This is a genomic window from Micrococcus sp. KRD096, from assembly GCF_017168495.1.
Classification (GTDB): Bacteria; Actinomycetota; Actinomycetes; order Actinomycetales; family Micrococcaceae; genus Micrococcus; species Micrococcus luteus.
Window position 1 is genome coordinate 1 of the sequence record NZ_JABFAY010000019.1, and the last position, 16,080, is coordinate 16,080.

A 16,080-nucleotide genomic window follows, 5' to 3' on the forward strand; every position below is an offset into this window, starting at 1 on the left:
CTTGAAAAGCTTACCACATGATTCCCGGCTGTCAAACCAGATCATCTTCTTCAGGAATCCCGACCCGCATCACTGCCGGCCGCGCACCCGGTGAGCACCACCCGCCCTGGACCTGCCATTCTCGGCAAGAATCCGCGGATTCTGTGTTCTTCACCCCGCCTCCCGGTCACCCGGTCGGCGTCTTGAGCACGAGATGGAACTCTACACACGAACCCCACCGAACACAAAATCAGGGGTGACACCCGGCGGCCACGCATGAAAAAGGGCCCCGTTCTCCGCAGAATCCTGCGGAGAACGGGGCCCTGTGCTCCTCCCGTGGGCGGTTCCTCCGCCGTCGCCGCCCGTCGTGTCCTCGGTCACTTCTGGCGACCCGGTGGACACCGGTGGTCTGCGGCCGTGGTCAGGCCTCCCCCAGGTCCGCGCCCGCCATGCTCTTCTTGCCCCGGCGCACCAGCAGGTGCCGGCCGGCGAAGGCGTCGTCTCGGGTGAACACCTGGTCGGCATCCGTCACCCGCACGTTGTTCACCGACGCCCCGCCGTCGCGCACCGTCCGACGCGCCTCGGAGCGCGAGGCGACCAGCCCGGTGGAGACCAGCAGCTCGACCGCGGTCACGGTGCCCGGCTCCCCCTCCCACTGGGTCCGGTCGGCCTGCGGCAGCTCGGCCAGCACGGCGGTCAGCGTGTCCGGATCCACGGTGGTGAGGTCGCCGCCTCCGAACACGGCATGGGAGGCCTCGATGACCTTCGTCGTCGTCTCCTCTCCATGGGCCAGCGCCGTGACCTCCCACGCCAGGCGCTTCTGGGCCTCCCGGCGGAACGGCTCGTCGGCCACCTTCTGCGCGTACTCCTCGATCTCCGCGCGGGTCAGGAACGTGAAGACCTTGAGCCGGTCGACGACGTCCGCGTCCGCCGTGTTGAGCCAGAACTGGTAGAAGGCGTACGGGGAGCACATCTCCGCGTCGAGCCAGACGGCGTTGCCCTCGGACTTGCCGAACTTGGTGCCGTCCGCGTTCGTGATCAGCGGCGTGCCCAGCGCATGGGCGTGGGTCCCCTCCACCTTGCGGATCAGCTCGGTGCCGGCGGTGAGGTTGCCCCACTGGTCGGAGCCGCCGGTCTGGAGGGTCACGCCGTGCCGGCGGTGCAGCTCGAGGAAGTCGTTGCCCTGCAGCACCTGGTAGGAGAACTCCGTGTAGGAGATGCCCTCATCAGAGTTCAGGCGCTTGGCCACGATCTCCTTCTTCACCATGGTGCCGACGCGGAAGTTCTTGCCGACGTCCCGCAGGAAGTCCAGCGCGCTCATGCCCGCGGTCCAGTCCAGGTTGTTGACCATGGTCGCCGCGTTCTCCCCCTCGAAGGAGAGGTACGGCTCGATCTGCGCGCGCAGGGACTCCACCCACGCCGCCACGGTCTCCTGCGAGTTCAGAACGCGCTCCGAGGTCTGCCGCGGGTCGCCGATGAGCCCGGTGGCGCCGCCCACGAGGGCGTACGGGCGGTGGCCGGCGAGCTGCAGGCGGCGCAGGGTGAGCAGCTGGACGAGGTGTCCCAGGTGGAGGGACGGAGCGGTCGGGTCGAAGCCGCAGTAATACGAGACGGGCTCCCCGGCCAGCGCCTGCTCCAGCGCGGCCTCGTCCGTCGAGACGTGCACGAGCCCGCGCCAGCGCAGCTCCTGCCAGACGTTCTCGAAGCTCGGGTCGTTCGCCTGTGCGCGCAGTCGGGCCGCGCGCTCCTCGTTCTGGGGTGCCATGGCCCCAGCCTAGCGACGCGCCCGCGCGCCTCCGCGACGCCGCGCACGTGCGACGTCGCCCGCGGGGCTCACTCCGGGACGTCCGCCAGCCCGGCCGGCAGCGCGGCCGCGTCCGTCCCGGCGACGACGGACAACGACTGGGTGGCGCGGGTCATCGCCACGTACAGATCGCCCACCACGCCGCGCGCGTCGGCCACGATCCGCTCGGGCGAGACGAGGACGACGGTGTCGAACTCCAGTCCCTTGGTCTCCCACGGGGTGGCGACGACGATCTCGACGCCGGGCAGCGGCGCGGTGTCCACGGCCGCCTCCCCCCACCGCTCCCGGAGGACCGTGAGCAGCTCCCCCGTCCGCCCGGCGGGGGCGATCACGGCGGTCAGGGCCTCGGGCACGCGGTCCCTTTCAACTTCGACCGCCTCGAGGGCCAGGGCGGCGACGTCACCGCCCGGCTCCGTCACCAGACGCGGGCGGTGGTCGCCCTCGCGCACGGCGCGCGGATGGGAGACCTCGAGCCCGGCCGCCCGTGCGACCTGCGCGGCCCAGCGCATCACGCGCGCCGGCGAGCGGTAGTTCACGGTCAGCTCTTCCAGGCGCCAGCGGTCCCCGAACTCCGGGGCGAGGACGGACGCCCACGAGCCGGCCGCGTCGCGACGGGAGGACTGCGCGATGTCGCCCACGATGGTGAACGACTTCATCGGGCAGCGGCGCGCCAGCAGGCGCCACTGCATCGGAGAGAGCTCCTGGGCCTCGTCCACCACCACATGGCCGTACGTCCAGGTGCGGTCGTGGGCGGCGGTCTCGGCGGTGGTCCGTCGTACGCCGCGCGTCTCATTGGCCGCGGCCAGCTGCTCGGCGTCCACGACGCCGTCGACGCCCAGGTCCGCGAGCGTCTGGTGCATGTTCTCCAGGGACGCCCGGGCGTTCTCGAGGTTGCGCTCGTGCTGGGCCGCGGACTCGCCGCCCCGGCCCGGGGTCTCGAGCCGTCCGAGCAGCTCGGCCGCCTCGTCCAGCAGGGGCACGTCGGCCTCGGTCCAGGGGGCGTCGGCCGGGCGCAGGAGCGCGCCGACCTCGACGTCGGACAGCCACGGGGCGGCCGCCCGGAGCAGGTCCTCCCGGGTGAGGAGGTCGCCGATGAGCTTCTCCGGCGTCAGCGGCATCCAGCAGAGGTTGAGCGCGATGCGCACGTCGCGCGAGGTGCGCACGTCCTCGAGCAGGAGGTCACGCTGCACCGGGGTGCCCGAGGACTTCTCCAGCTTCTTGCGCAGCTTCTCCGCGAGCTCGCGGACGAGGATCTTCACGAACGTCACCCGGGCCTCGTTGTGGGGCTTGCGGGTGGCCCGTGCCTTGTCCCGGGCGCGCCGGACCATGGCCGGCTTGAGCTTGACGGCCGTGCCGTCGATCATCAGGCGCCGCGGCTCGACGAGCAGGCGCTGGCGCTGCGCGACCGCGTGGGCGACGGCGTCCACCATGTCCAGCCGGCCCTTCACCGCCGCCGCGTCGAGGTCCCGCTCCGGGACGGCCCGCACACCCGGCATCAGCGTCCCCAGCGAGGACATCACGACACCGGTCTCGCCCAGCGAGGGCAGCACCCGCTCGATGTACCGCATGAACGCGGTCGACGGGCCGACGATCAGCACGCCCGAGCGCGCGAGGCGCTCCCGGTGGGTGTACAGCAGGTAGGCCGCACGGTGTAGGGCGACGGCGGTCTTCCCCGTGCCGGGCCCGCCCTGCACCACGACCGCCCCGGGCAGGGGCGCGCGGATCACCTCGTCCTGCTCCGCCTGGATCGTGGCGACGATGTCCCCCATCCGTCCCGTGCGTCGGGCGGTGACGGCGGCCAGCAGCGCACCCTGGGCATCGGCGCGCACGCCGTCCTCGCCCAGCAGCGTCGGGTCCAGGATGTCGTCCTCGAGGTCGCGCACCTCGCGCCCCCGCAGCATCAGGTGACGACGACGGCGCACGCGGCCCCGGTGGGCCGCCGTCGCCTGGTAGAAGGCGCCGGCCTCGGCCGCGCGCCAGTCGACGAGGAGGCGCTCGTGGTCCTCGGTGGTGAGGCCGATGCGCCCGATGTACCGCTGCTCGTCGGCCCCACCCTCCCGCTCGGCGTCGAGGTCGAGCCGGCCGAAGACGAGGCGGTCGTCCACGGCGTAGAGCTGGGCGAGTCGGTCCTCGTAGAGGCTGGCGAAGGCGTCGCGCTCGGAGTGGTTCTGCAGCGACCCCTGCGGGCCGGTCCGGCGCACGGCCGCGAGCTGGCGCTCCTTCTCCTCACGCAGGGCGTCGAGGCGGGCGTACCGCTCGGCGACCCGACCCCGCTCGAGGTCGAGCTCGGACTGGCGGACGGACACGGTATCGGTCATCGGGGGCCCTCGCGGTGCGGTGAGGGGCGGACCATGCTGCGGCCCGCCCGGCGGAAAAGTGACCACCCATGCTACGCCGACCGCGGTGAACGGCGGGTGACGCGGCGGTGCCCTGGGGGCGCCGCCGCGTCCGGCCCGGTCGGCGCCGCCTCGGCCGGGCGACCGCGTCAGCGGGCGTCGACGACGGAGCCCGGCGTGTCGGCCCAGCGGCGCAGCGGCGCCAGGGCGTCCTCGAGCGCCCCGATCTGCGCCGCGACGGCCGTCGGCGCGGTCCCGCCCTGGGCGTCGCGAGAGGCGAGCGAGCCCTCCGTGCTGAGCACCTCGCGGACCTGCGGGGTCAGCGCCGGCGAGATGGCGGCGTACTCGTCGTCCGTGAGGTCCCACAGCTCCACGCCCCGGGCCTCGGCCGCCATCACGGCCTCGCCCGACAGCTCGTGGGCCTCGCGGAACGGGACCCCCTGGCGGACGAGCCACTCGGCGACGTCGGTGGCCAGCGCGAAGCCCTGCGGGGCCAGCTCCGCCATGCGCTCCGTCTGGAACTCGAGGGTGGCGATCATCCCGGAGACGGCGGGCAGCAGCAGCTCGAGGGTGTCCGCGGCGTCGAAGACGGGCTCCTTGTCCTCCTGCAGGTCGCGGTTGTAGGCCAGCGGCATGCCCTTGAGCGTGGCCAGCAGCCCCGTGAGGTCGCCGATGAGGCGGCCGGACTTGCCGCGGGCCAGCTCGGCGACGTCCGGGTTCTTCTTCTGCGGCATGATCGAGGACCCCGTGGAGTACGCGTCATGGAGCCTCACGAAGCCCGCCTCCTTGGTGGCCCAGAAGATGACCTCCTCCGAGATGCGGGACAGGTCGACGCCGACCATCGCGGCGACCCACGCGAACTCCGCGTACACGTCGCGTGCGGCGGTGCCGTCGATCGAGTTCCACACGGCCGACTCGAAGCCGAGCTCGGCGGCCACGGCGTTCGGGTCCAGACCCAGGGAGGAGCCGGCCAGGGCCCCGGAGCCGTACGGCGAGACGGCCGCGCGTGCGTCCCAGTCCACGAGCCGCTGCAGGTCCCGCGCGAATGCCCAGGCGTGCGCGAGCAGGTGATGCGAGAGCAGGACGGGCTGCGCGTGCTGCAGGTGGGTGCGGCCCGGCATCGGCGCGTACGGGTGCGCCCGCGCCTGATCGAGGAGCGCGTCCACCGTGGCGATCACGCCCCGCGCGATGATGCGGGCGTGGTCGCGCAGGAACATCCGGCCGAGGGTGGCGACCTGGTCGTTGCGGGATCGGCCGGCCCGCAGGCGGCCGCCGAGCTCGGGACCGGCCCGCTCGATGAGGCCGCGCTCGAGCGAGCCGTGCACGTCCTCATCGGACGCTGCCGGGGTGTAGGCACCGGAACGCACGTCCGCCTCGAGCCGGTCGAGGGCCGCGATCATCCCGTCCAGGTCGTCCGCACTGAGCAGACCGGCGGTGTGCAGCACCCGGGCGTGGGCACGGGAGCCGGCGATGTCATAGGGCGCCAGGCGCCAGTCGAAGTGCGTGGACTTGCTGAGCGCGGCGAGCGCCTCGGAAGGGCCGCCGGCGAAGCGGCCGCCCCACAGGGCGCCCTCGTTGGTCCCGTGGCGGGCGTCGGTGTTCTCGGTCATCGAAGGTCTCCTCGAGGTCGGTGACAGGCCGACGGCGGCCGGCCCGGGCGCGGGCGGGCCGCCGTCGTGCGCGGGGCGTGCGGGGTCAGTCGTTGGACAGGCGGGCGACGTCCTGGAGGTCGTCGCCGCCGCGCAGGCGCTGCTCGCGCTCCGAGGCCGTCTTCGCGGACAGGCCGAAGATGTCGATGAACCCGCGGGCCGAGGACTGGTCGAACGAGTCGCCCTCGTCGTACGTGGCGAGGTTGAAGTCGTACAGGCCGGTCTCGGACCGGCGACCCTGCACCGTCGCGCGGCCGCCGTGGAGCTCCAGGCGGATCTCACCGTTGACGTGCTCCTGGGTCGCGTCGATGAACGTGTCCAGGTTGCGCTTCAGCGGGGAGTACCACTGGCCGTCGTAGACCAGCTCGGTCCAGCGCTGGTCCACCTGCTTCTTGAAGCGCGCCTGTTCCCGCTCCAGGGTGACGTTCTCGAGCTCACGGTGGGCCGCGATCAGCGCCATGGCGCCCGGGGCCTCGTAGATCTCGCGGGACTTGATGCCCACGAGGCGGTCCTCGACGATGTCGATCCGGCCCACGCCCTGGGCGCCGGCCCGGCGGTTGAGCTCCTCGATGATCTCCAGCGGGCTCAGCGCACGGCCGTCGAGGGCCGTGGGGACGCCGCGCTCGAAGGCGATCGTGACCACGTCCGGCGCCGGCGGGAAGGCGGGGTCGTCCGTGTAGTCGTAGACGTCCTTCGTGGGGCCGTTCCAGATGTCCTCGAGGAAGCCGGTCTCGACGGCGCGGCCCCACACGTTCTGGTCGATCGAGAACGGGTTCTTCTTCGTGGTGACGATCGGCAGGTCGTTGCGCTCGGCGTACTCGATGGCCTTCTCGCGGGTCAGGGCGAGGTCGCGCACCGGGGCGATGCACTTCAGGTCGGGGCCGAGGGTCTGGATGGAGACCTCGAAGCGGACCTGGTCGTTGCCCTTGCCGGTGCAGCCGTGCGCCACCGTCGAGGCGCCGAACTGGCGGGCCGCCGCGACCAGGTGGCGGGAGATGACCGGACGCGAGATCGCGGAGACCAGCGGGTAGGCGCCCATGTAGAGGGCGTTGGCCTTGAGCGTGGGCATGCAGTACTGCTCGGCGAACTCCTCACGCGCGTCGGCCACGTAGGCCTCGACGGCGCCGCAGTCCAGGGCGCGCTGGCGGATCGTCTCGAGGGACTCGCCCCCCTGGCCCACGTCGACCGCGACGGCGACGACCTCGGCGCCCGTGGCCTCGGCGATCCAGCCGATGGCCACCGAGGTGTCCAGGCCGCCCGAGTAGGCAAGGATGATGCGTTCCTTCACGTTTTCTCCTTTATATAGGGGGGCGTCTCCGAGCGCGGCACGTGGCCGTCGAAGGCGTGCTCGGCGACGATCCTACCCGGGTCTTGAATAAATATGCAACTGACGGAATATCAGCTCCCGATGGATCCTGCGCAGCCCCTCTGCGCCCACCGCGGCGGCCACCCGCAACCATGGCCCCGCGCTCGAAGTTCGGGTCGAACGCGACGCCGGTCACGGCTTCGACCGTCGATCGTGACCTTCGCCCACGCCCCTGTGACGGAGGTTGTCCACACTGTCCAATCAGACGCCCTGAGATCCAATGCGGGCAGTGGCGTGCATTTCGTCCACGTACTCCCGCCTCAGGTAGCGATTCGTCACCTGATCTCAAATGTGAGACGGACGGGCAAGAATTCGTCGACCCATGATTTGACGCGAGGGGGGCTCCCGTCGTTGACTCTTCCGTAGCCGATTCGTGATCGAACCGTGATCTGACCGAGAGGTCGGGGACGGGGAGGCCACGACATCGAACCCCCTCCGACGGTCGCCCGCTGCTGGGTCGTCTCGAACCGACGGAGGGCATGACCCGACCAAGGAGAAGGACGACCCCGGTGTGCCTCAGCCACCGATCAGCGAGGACTCGCCATGGACACCATGACTCTCTTCACCACTTCCGCCACCCGCTCCCGCCGTGCCACCGCCTCGATCGTTGCGGGCATGACCCTCGCCGGCGCCGCCGCCGTGGGCTTCTCCGCCCCGGCCCAGGCCGCCACCGTGGACACCTGGGACCGCCTCGCCGAGTGCGAGTCCAACGGCACCTGGGACATCAACACCGGCAACGGCTTCTACGGCGGCGTGCAGTTCACCCTGTCCTCCTGGCAGGCCGTCGGCGGCGAGGGCTACCCGCACCAGGCCTCCAAGGCCGAGCAGATCAAGCGCGCCGAGATCCTCCAGGACCTGCAGGGCTGGGGCGCCTGGCCGCTGTGCTCGCAGAAGCTGGGCCTGACCCAGGCTGACGCGGACGCCGGTGACGTGGACGCCGCCCCGGTCGCCGTGGAGCGCACCGCCACCGTGCAGCGCCAGTCCGCCGCCGACGAGGCTGCTGCTGAGCAGGCCGCCGCCGAGCGCTGGGCCGCCGAGCAGGCTGCTGCCGACCAGGCCGCCGCCGAGCGCTGGGCCGCCGAGCAGGCTGCTGCCGACCAGGCCGCCGCCGAGCGCTGGGCCGCCGAGCAGGCTGCTGCCGACCAGGCCGCCGCCGAGCGCTGGGCCGCCGAGCAGGCTGCTGCCGACCAGGCCGCCGCCGAGCGCTGGGCCGCCGAGCAGGCTGCTGCCGACCAGGCCGCCGCCGAGCGCTGGGCCGCCGAGCAGGCTGCTGCCGACCAGGCCGCCGCCGAGCGCTGGGCCGCCGAGCAGGCTGCTGCCGAGCAGGCCGCCGCCGACAAGGCCGCTGCCCAGCGTGCCGCCGCCGCGGAGAAGGCTGCCGCTCAGAAGGCTGCCGCCGCGGAGAAGGCCGCCGCTCAGAAGGCTGCCGCCGCGGAGAAGGCCGCCGCTCAGAAGGCTGCCGCCGCTGAGCAGGCCGCTGCCGCGGAGCAGGCCGTCGTCGCCGAGGCCGAGACCATCGTCGTCAAGTCCGGTGACTCCCTCTGGAAGCTCGCCAACGAGTACGAGGTGGAGGGTGGCTGGACCGCCCTCTACGAGGCCAACAAGGGCGCCGTCTCCGACGCCGCCGTGATCTACGTCGGCCAGGAGCTCGTCCTGCCGCAGGCCTGAGACGCCTGACCGGTCCCCCGGACCGGTACCACACGAGGAAGGCCCCCGCCGTCGGCGGGGGCCTTCCTCGTGCCTGGTGCCCGTCACCCGCGCGGGCGGGGCCGGACGGGTCGGTTAGCCCGCCAGACCCAGCAGGTGGGCCGCGACGGCCGGGGCGGACGTGGTCCCCGTGGTGATGAGGAGGATGGTGTCGTCGCCGGCGATCGTGCCCATCACGTGCTCCACGCGCGCCTGGTCGATCACGCTGGCCAGGAACTGCGCCGCGCCCGGGGGCGTGCGCAGGACCACGAGGTTCGCGGTGGGCTCGGCGGAGACGAGCAGCTCGCGGGCCATGCTCGCCAGCCGGTTCAGCTGTGCGTCCGAACCGCGGCCCGGCACGGCGGCGTCGTCGCCCTCCGCCGGCAGGGCGTAGACCATGCCGGCCGGCCCGCGCGTCCGCACCGCGCCGAGGTCCACCAGGTCCCGCGAGAGCGTGCCCTGGGTGACGGACAGCCCGCGATCGCCCAGGGCGTCCGAGAGTTCGGCCTGGGAGCGGATGCCCCGGGTGGCCAGGATCTCCCGGATCGCGGCCTGACGGGCGATCTTCGTCGTGGGGGCGGCCATCAGCGCGGCTCCTCGGCCAGGCCGGAGCGATACAGCAGCCAGGCGATGAGCGCCTTCTGCGCGTGCAGCCGGTTCTCGGCCTCGTCGAACACCACGGACCGCGGCCCGTCGATCACCTCGGCCGTGACCTCGTAGCCCCGGTACGCGGGCAGGCAGTGCAGGAAGATCGCGTCGTCGGCCGCCCGCGCCATCGCGTCGGCGTCCACCTGGTAGTCCCGGAACAGCGCCAGGCGGGCCTCCTTCTCCTCCTCCTGGCCCATGGACACCCACGTGTCGGTCACGACGACGTCCGCGCCCGCCAGGGCCTCGGCCGCGTCCGTCGTGACGAGGACGGAACCGCCCGTCTCCGCCGCCCGCTGTCGAGCGGCGGCCACGACGTCCTCGGCAGGCAGGTGCCCCTCGGGGCCGGCGACCCGCACGTGCATGCCGGCCGTCGCGCAGCCGAGCAGATACGAGTGGGCCATGTTGTTCGCCGCGTCCCCCAGATACGTCAGAGTGCGGCCCGCCGTGCCGCCGAGGTGCTCGCGCACCGTCAGCAGGTCGGCGAGGATCTGACAGGGGTGGTAGTCGTCGCTGAGCGCATTGACCACGGGCACCGAGGAATGGGCGGCCATCTCCTCGAGACCGGCCTGCGCGAACGTGCGCCAGACGATGACGCCGACCATCCACTCCAGCACGCGGGCCGTGTCCGCCACGGACTCCTTGTGGCCCAGCTGCGACTCCCCCGGGTTCACGATCAGCGGCGTCCCGCCGAGCTCGGCGATGCCCGCGGCGAACGAGACGCGGGTGCGCGTGGAGGTCTTGTCGAAGAACACGATGCCGGTCCGGGGCCCGGCCAGCGGGCGGTGCCGGAACCGGTCGGCCTTCATCTGCGCGGCGAGGTCGAGCACCTCGGCCTGCTCGGCCGGGGTGAGGTCCGTGTCCACCAGGAAGTGGCGGACGGCGGCAGCGGGGGTCATGGGCGGTCTCCTTCGGCGGGGGTCAGGGCGGCGGCCACGAGCCCGGGCAGGGCCGCGGCGAAGCGCTCGAGCTCGGCCACGGGCACGGTGAGCGGCGGGGCCAGGCGCAGGGTGGAGGGGCCGGTGGCGTTGAGGATCCAGCCCGCCTCGAGGCCGGCGGCGACGACGGCGGGGGCCAGCCCGCCGGCCGGGGCCGGTCCCGCGGGGTCGGCCAGGTCGACGCCGATCCACAGGCCGTGACCGCGGACCGCGGCCACCTCGGGCAGGTCCTCCAGCAGGGCGGCCACGGCCTCGCCCGCGGCGCGGACGTGGCCGAGCAGGCCCTCGTCCTCGACGGTCTGGAGCACGGCCAGGCCCGCGGCGGTGGCCAGGGGGTTGCCGCCGAACGTGGTGCCGTGCTGGCCGGCGGTGAGCAGCCCGGAGACGGCGGGGCCGACGCACACGAGCGCCCCGATCGGCACGCCGCCGCCCAGTCCCTTCGCCAGGGTGAAGGCGTCGGGCACCACCGGCTCGGCCGCCCCGGTGACGGCCGGGTTCTGGAAGCCGAACCACGTGCCGGTGCGTCCCACGCCGGACTGCACCTCGTCGAGGATCATCAGGGCGCCGGCCTCGCGGGTCGCGGCCCGCACCTCGGCCAGGTAGCCGGCCGGCCAGCCGTGCACGCCGGCCTCGCCCTGGACCGGCTCGAGGATGACGGCGGCGACGGTGGCGCCGTCGTCGTCCGGGGCCAGGGCCGCCCGCAGGGCCGCGGCGTCCCCGCCCGGCACGTGCTCCACGCCGCCGGGCAGCGGCTCGAAGGGCGCCCGGTAGGCCTCCTTGTGCGTGAGCGCGAGGGCGCCCATCGTGCGGCCGTGGAAGGCCCGCTCGAGCGCGATCACCCGCGTCCGGCGGCCGGACGGGTCGTCCGCACCATGGCGGCGGGCGAGCTTGAACGCGGCCTCGTTGGCCTCCGTGCCGGAGTTCGCGAAGAACACGGTGGAGCCCGCGGGCGCGCCGGCCAGCTCCAGCAGGCGCTCGGCCAGGCGGATCTGCGGCTCGGAGGTGAAGAGGTTGGACACGTGGCCGAGCGTGGCGACCTGCTCGGACACCGCCCGCACCAGCGCCGGGTGGCCGTGGCCGAGCGCGTTCACGGCGATGCCGGCCAGCAGGTCCGTGTAGCGCCGGCCGTCGGCGTCCCACACGTGGACCCCCTCGCCGCGCACGAGCACGCGGGCGGGGCGGCCGAAGACTCCGGTCAGGGCGGCGTGGTAGCGCTCCAGCAGCGCGGACTGGTCGGTGCTCATGCGTCCTCCTCGGGGGTGGTCGGGGCGGTGGGCTCGGCGTCGGGCACCACCTGGGTGCCGACGCCCGCGGAGGTGAAGACCTCCAGCAGCATCGAGTGGGGGCGGCGGCCGTCCACGACGTGGGCGCGCTGCACGCCGGCGTCGACGGCCGCCAGACACGCGGCCATCTTCGGGATCATCCCGGAGGCCAGGGAGGGCAGCAGCGCACGCAGCTGGGCGGCGGTGAGCGAGCTGATGAGGGAGTCCCGGTCCGGCCAGTCCGCGTAGAGGCCCTCGACGTCGGTGAGCAGCACGAGCTTCGCGGCGCCGAGGGCGGCGGCCAGGGCCGCGGCGGCGGTGTCCGCATTGACGTTGAGGACTTGCCCGGTGGGCTGGCCGTCGTCGTCGATCTCGGGGGCGACCGACGAGACCACGGGGATCCGCCCGGACTCGATCACGTCGAGGATCGCGGTCGGGTCGACGCCAGTGACCTCGCCCACGAGGCCGAGGTCCACCTCCTGCCCGTCCACGACGGCGCCCGTGCGGCGGGCGCGCAGCAGCCCCGCGTCCTCGCCGGAGAAGCCGACGGCATACGGGCCGTGGGAGTTCACGAGGCCGACCAGCTCGCGGCCCACCTGTCCCGTGAGCACCATGCGGACCACGTCCATGGCCTCCTCGGTGGTCACGCGCAGGCCGCCGCGGAACTCGGACGCGATGCCGAGGCGGTCGAGCATCGCGTTGATCTGCGGGCCGCCGCCGTGCACCACCACGGGGTGGACCCCCACGTGGTGCAGGAACACGATGTCCTCGGCGAACGCCCGGCGCAGCTCCTCCGACACCATGGCGTTGCCGCCGTACTTGACGACCATGACGGTGCCGGCGAACCGCCGGATCCAGGGCAGGGCCTCGACGAGGACCTCCGCCTTGGACTCGGCGCGGTCGAGCCGGTCCGCGGTGGACAGGACGGGTGCGGCCGCCGTGGCCGGGTCGGTGTGCGGGCTCATGCTGGGGGTCCTCACGTGGAGTAGGCGGAGTTCTCGTGGACGTAGTCGTGCGTCAGGTCGTTGGTCCAGACCGTGGCCTCGGCGTCGCCGGCGTGCAGGTCGACCTCGACGAGCACCTCGCGGGCCGTCAGGTCCACGCGGGAGCGGTCCTCCCCCACACCGGAGGCGCGGCACACCTGGACGCCGTTGAAGCGCACGTCGAGGGCGTACGGGTCGAAGGCGGCGACCGACTCCGGGACCGTGCCGACGGCGGCGATCACGCGTCCCCAGTTCGGGTCCTGGCCGAAGATCGCGGTCTTGAACAGGTTGGAGCGGCCGACGGCGCGGGCGACGGCCTCGGCCGCCTCCTCGGTCTCGGCGTGGACCACGCGCACGGCGATGTCGTGCCGGGCGCCCTCGGCGTCGGCGACGAGCTGGCGGGACAGGTCCGCGCAGACCTCGTGGAGGGCCGCGGCGAACGCCTCGGGCTCGGGCGCGGTCCCGGACGCGCCCGAGGCCAGCAGGATCACGGTGTCGTTGGTGGACATGCACCCGTCCGAGTCGACCCGGTTGAAGGTGGCGCGCACGGCCTCGCGCAGGGCCGCGTCGAGGGCGGGGGCGGGGACGTCGGCGTCCGTGGTGATGACGCTGAGCATGGTGGCCATGCCGGGTGCCAGCATGCCCGCCCCCTTGGCCATGCCGCCCACGGTGAAGCCCGCGCCGCGGGCCACGGCGGTCTTGGCCACGGTGTCCGTGGTCTTGATCGCGACGGCGGCGTCCTCGCCGCCGTCCGGACTCAGGGCGGCGACCGCCTCGGACACGCCCGCGGTGAGGGTGTCCATCGGCAGGCGTTCGCCGATGAGGCCGGTCGAGCAGACGAGCACGTCGTCGGCGGCGCTCCCGAGGGCCGCGGCCGCGTGCTCGGCGGTGCGACGGGCGTCCTCGAGGCCCTCGGCGCCGGTGGCCGCGTTGGCCCCGCCGGAGTTCAGGACGACCGCGGTGGCGCGGCCGTCCTGCACGGCGCGGCGGGTCCAGACCACGGGGGCGGCCGCCACCCGGTTCTCGGTGAGGACGGCGGCGGCCGCGCGGCGCGGGCCCTCGTTGACGACGACGGCGACGTCGGGCGTGCCCGAGGCCTTCAGCCCCGCGGTGACGCCGGCCGCCCGGAACCCCTGTGCTGCGGTGACGCTCACGGCGCGACCCCCTGCTGCTCGAGCCCCGCCTGCTCCGGCAGGCCCAGGGCGATGTTCATGGACTGCACGGCGCCGCCGGCCGTGCCCTTGGTGAGGTTGTCGAGCACCGCGCAGACGATCACGCGGCCGGCACGCTCATCCACGGCGAGCTGCAGCTGCACGTGGTTGGAGCCGAGGACCGCCTTCGTCGTCGGCCACTGCCCCTCGGGCAGCAGGTGCACGAAGCGTTCGCCGCCGTAGGCCGCGGCCCATGCCGCGCGCACGTCCGCGGCGGCGACGCCGGGACGCAGGCGCGCCGTGGCTGTCGCGAGGATGCCGCGCGACATCGGCGCGAGCGTGGGCGTGAAGGAGACGCGGACCGGCTCGCCGGCCGCCTGGGCCAGGCCCTGCTCGATCTCCGGGGTGTGCCGGTGCCCGCCGCCGACGCCGTACGGGCTCATCCCGCCCATGACCTCGGCGCCGAGCAGGTGCGGCTTCAGCGCCTTGCCCGCCCCGGAGGTGCCCGAGGCGGCGACGATCACCACGTCCTGCGGCTCGAGCAGCCCCGCGGCGAAGCCGGGCGCGAGGGCGAGGATCGAGGTGGTCGGGTAGCACCCGGGGACGGCGATGCGGCGGGTGCCGGCGAGTCGCTCGCGCTGACCGGGCAGCTCGGGCAGGCCGTAGGGCCAGGTCCCGGCGTGCGCGGTGCCGTAGAAGGCCTCCCAGTCCGCGGCGGACTCGAGGCGGTGGTCGGCGCCCGCGTCGATCACCAGGGTGTCCGGGGAGCGCTCGGCGATCTCGGCCGCGAGCGCCCCGGAGGCCCCGTGGGGCAGCGCGAGGATCACGACGTCGTGACCGGCGAGGACGTCCGCGGTGGTCTCCGCGAGGACGCGGTCCGCCAGGGCGTGCAGGTGCGGCTGAAGGGCGCCGAGGCGCTCCCCCGCGTTGGAGTGGGCCGTGATGGCTCCGACGGTGACGGACGGGTGGCCGGCGAGCAGGCGCAGGGCCTCTCCCCCGGCGTAGCCGCTGGCTCCGGAGACGGCGACGGTGTGGGTCATGGCCCCATCCTAGCGTAGATATGCGTTGCACGGAATATCTATGCGGCGCCTTGGGTCCCCGGGCCGGGCCGGATGTCCGGGCCCGCTCCTAGAGTGGGGCCATGACCACTGCGAACACCCCCGCCGTCCCCCGCACCCACCACGCCGTCGTCGTGTCCGCCACGGGCGGCCCCGAGGTCCTGCAGTGGACCGAGACGGAGGTGCCCTCCCCCGCACCGGGGCACGTGCTGGTGCGGACCGCGGCGGCGGGCCTGAACTTCATCGAGACGTACCAGCGCTCCGGGGTCTACGCGATGGACCTGCCCTTCACCCCCGGCACGGAGGGCTCCGGCGAGGTCGTCGCGCTCGGCGAGGGCGTGGACGCCGCGCTCCTGGGGGCCCGTGTCGCCACCGCGACGGCCACCGGTGCGTACGCCGAGCACTTCACCGCCCCCGCGGATCGTCTCCTCGCCGTCCCGGAGGGCATCGACCTGGCCGAGGCCGCCGCCCTTCCGCTGCAGGGCATGACGGCCCACTACCTCTGCCGGTCCACCTTCCCGGTGGAGGAGGGCCACACGGTGGTCGTGACGGCCGGTGCCGGCGGCGTGGGGCTCCTGCTCACCCAGCTCGCGACGGCCCGCGGCGCCCGCGTGGTCACCACGGCGTCCACGGAGGAGAAGCGGGAGCTGTCCCGGGGCGCGGGCGCCGTCGCCGCGGTGGACTATCCGGACCTCGCCGCCACGGTGGCGGAGCTGACCGACGGGGAGGGCGCGCACGCCGTGTTCGACGGCGTCGGGAAGGACACCTTCGACACCTCGCTCGAGGTGCTGCGCGTGCGCGGCACGCTCGTGCTCTTCGGCGGGGCCTCCGGGCAGGTGCCCCCCTTCGACCTGCAGCGGCTCAACGCGGCCGGCGCGCTGTACGTCACCCGGCCCTCGCTGGTGCACTACACGCGCACGGGCGAGGAGACCCGCTGGCGTGGTGGAGAGGTGTTCGGGGCGTGGGCCTCCGGCGAGCTCGACGTACGGATCGGCGAGCGCTTCCCGCTGGCGGACGCGGCCGCCGCGCACGCCGCCCTCGAGTCCCGCTCGACGACGGGCAAGGTGCTGCTCACCCTGTCCTGAGCCGGACCCGCCCGGTGCCTTCCGGGCGCCCCGCGCGGCCGCGGGCAGAGCATAGAATGTTCCGCTGCGGCCTGGTCCGTGTCCGACCCTCGGTTCGCCGCTCACCCTCCCGGAGGCCCCTGTGTCCCTTTCGTCCGC

Annotated in this window: 12 protein-coding genes; 2 read left to right on the top strand and 10 right to left on the bottom strand. The window is 73.7% G+C overall.

Going from position 1 to position 16,080, the window contains the following annotated elements; all coding sequences use genetic code 11:
• Positions 1-400: 400 nt before the first annotated feature.
• The 4 genes from tyrS to J1M41_RS09885 form a co-directional block, all read right to left on the bottom strand.
• On the bottom strand, positions 401-1,744 hold the full coding sequence (gene tyrS / locus J1M41_RS09870) for a tyrosine--tRNA ligase (RefSeq protein ID WP_206451654.1): 1,344 nt from the start codon (positions 1,742-1,744) through the stop codon (positions 401-403).
• A gap of 68 nt (positions 1,745-1,812) precedes the next feature.
• Positions 1,813-4,101, bottom strand: coding sequence for a UvrD-helicase domain-containing protein (locus tag J1M41_RS09875; protein ID WP_069941798.1), 2,289 nt, complete (start codon positions 4,099-4,101; stop codon positions 1,813-1,815).
• Positions 4,102-4,268: 167 nt separating this feature from the next.
• Positions 4,269-5,729 carry an argininosuccinate lyase gene (argH, locus tag J1M41_RS09880; protein WP_036315677.1) on the bottom strand — a complete coding sequence of 487 codons (1,461 nt, stop codon included), beginning with the start codon at positions 5,727-5,729 and terminating at the stop codon, positions 4,269-4,271.
• Positions 5,730-5,814: 85 nt separating this feature from the next.
• The gene (locus J1M41_RS09885) at positions 5,815-7,056 is read right to left on the bottom strand and encodes an argininosuccinate synthase (protein WP_020625386.1); all 1,242 of its coding nucleotides are present in this window, start codon (positions 7,054-7,056) and stop codon (positions 5,815-5,817) included.
• A gap of 621 nt (positions 7,057-7,677) precedes the next feature.
• Here J1M41_RS09885 and rpf point away from each other — a divergent pair.
• A complete protein-coding gene (gene rpf, locus J1M41_RS12105) occupies positions 7,678-8,802 on the top strand; it encodes a resuscitation-promoting factor Rpf (RefSeq protein WP_241247920.1) in 1,125 nt (374 codons plus the stop codon).
• A 114-nt stretch (positions 8,803-8,916) separates the two neighbouring features.
• On the opposite strand, the gene argR is transcribed toward rpf, so the two are convergent.
• The 6 genes from argR to argC are packed head-to-tail and all read right to left on the bottom strand — an operon-like array spanning position 8,917 to position 14,839.
• A complete protein-coding gene (gene argR / locus J1M41_RS09900) occupies positions 8,917-9,405 on the bottom strand; it encodes an arginine repressor (RefSeq protein ID WP_036337506.1) in 489 nt (162 codons plus the stop codon).
• Positions 9,405-10,364 (bottom strand): ornithine carbamoyltransferase, encoded by a 960-nt coding sequence (argF, locus tag J1M41_RS09905; RefSeq protein WP_206451655.1) that lies wholly within the window; start codon positions 10,362-10,364, stop codon positions 9,405-9,407. The genes argR and argF overlap by 1 nt, the downstream gene beginning before the upstream one ends.
• Positions 10,361-11,647: an acetylornithine transaminase gene (locus J1M41_RS09910; protein WP_206451656.1), complete on the bottom strand. Its 1,287-nt coding sequence runs from the start codon at positions 11,645-11,647 to the stop codon at positions 10,361-10,363. The genes argF and J1M41_RS09910 overlap by 4 nt, the downstream gene beginning before the upstream one ends.
• Entirely contained in the window at positions 11,644-12,630 is a 987-nt protein-coding gene (gene argB / locus J1M41_RS09915; protein ID WP_196296765.1) for an acetylglutamate kinase, read from the bottom strand. Before argB ends, J1M41_RS09910 begins: the two co-directional genes overlap by 4 nt.
• 11 nt (positions 12,631-12,641) lie before the next feature.
• Entirely contained in the window at positions 12,642-13,802 is a 1,161-nt protein-coding gene (gene argJ, locus J1M41_RS09920; protein ID WP_206451657.1) for a bifunctional glutamate N-acetyltransferase/amino-acid acetyltransferase ArgJ, read from the bottom strand.
• On the bottom strand, positions 13,799-14,839 hold the full coding sequence (argC, locus tag J1M41_RS09925; protein ID WP_206451658.1) for an N-acetyl-gamma-glutamyl-phosphate reductase: 1,041 nt from the start codon (positions 14,837-14,839) through the stop codon (positions 13,799-13,801). Before argC ends, argJ begins: the two co-directional genes overlap by 4 nt.
• 101 nt (positions 14,840-14,940) lie before the next feature.
• Between argC and J1M41_RS09930 the strand changes: the two genes are divergently transcribed.
• On the top strand, positions 14,941-15,942 hold the full coding sequence (locus tag J1M41_RS09930; protein ID WP_036337495.1) for a quinone oxidoreductase: 1,002 nt from the start codon (positions 14,941-14,943) through the stop codon (positions 15,940-15,942).
• Positions 15,943-16,080 lie beyond the last annotated feature (138 nt).

Bases quoted from the DNA above. Each gene is read 5' to 3' on its own strand.
- tyrS (WP_206451654.1), bottom strand. From the start codon at position 1,744: ATGGCACCCCAGAACGAGGAGCGCGCGGCCCGACTGCGCGCACAGGCG.
- J1M41_RS09875 (WP_069941798.1), bottom strand. From the start codon at position 4,101: ATGACCGATACCGTGTCCGTCCGCCAGTCCGAGCTCGACCTCGAGCGG.
- argH (WP_036315677.1), bottom strand. From the start codon at position 5,729: ATGACCGAGAACACCGACGCCCGCCACGGGACCAACGAGGGCGCCCTG.
- rpf (WP_241247920.1), top strand. From the start codon at position 7,678: ATGGACACCATGACTCTCTTCACCACTTCCGCCACCCGCTCCCGCCGT.
- argR (WP_036337506.1), bottom strand. From the start codon at position 9,405: ATGGCCGCCCCCACGACGAAGATCGCCCGTCAGGCCGCGATCCGGGAG.
- argF (WP_206451655.1), bottom strand. From the start codon at position 10,364: ATGACCCCCGCTGCCGCCGTCCGCCACTTCCTGGTGGACACGGACCTC.
- J1M41_RS09910 (WP_206451656.1), bottom strand. From the start codon at position 11,647: ATGAGCACCGACCAGTCCGCGCTGCTGGAGCGCTACCACGCCGCCCTG.
- argB (WP_196296765.1), bottom strand. From the start codon at position 12,630: ATGAGCCCGCACACCGACCCGGCCACGGCGGCCGCACCCGTCCTGTCC.
- argC (WP_206451658.1), bottom strand. From the start codon at position 14,839: ATGACCCACACCGTCGCCGTCTCCGGAGCCAGCGGCTACGCCGGGGGA.
- J1M41_RS09930 (WP_036337495.1), top strand. From the start codon at position 14,941: ATGACCACTGCGAACACCCCCGCCGTCCCCCGCACCCACCACGCCGTC.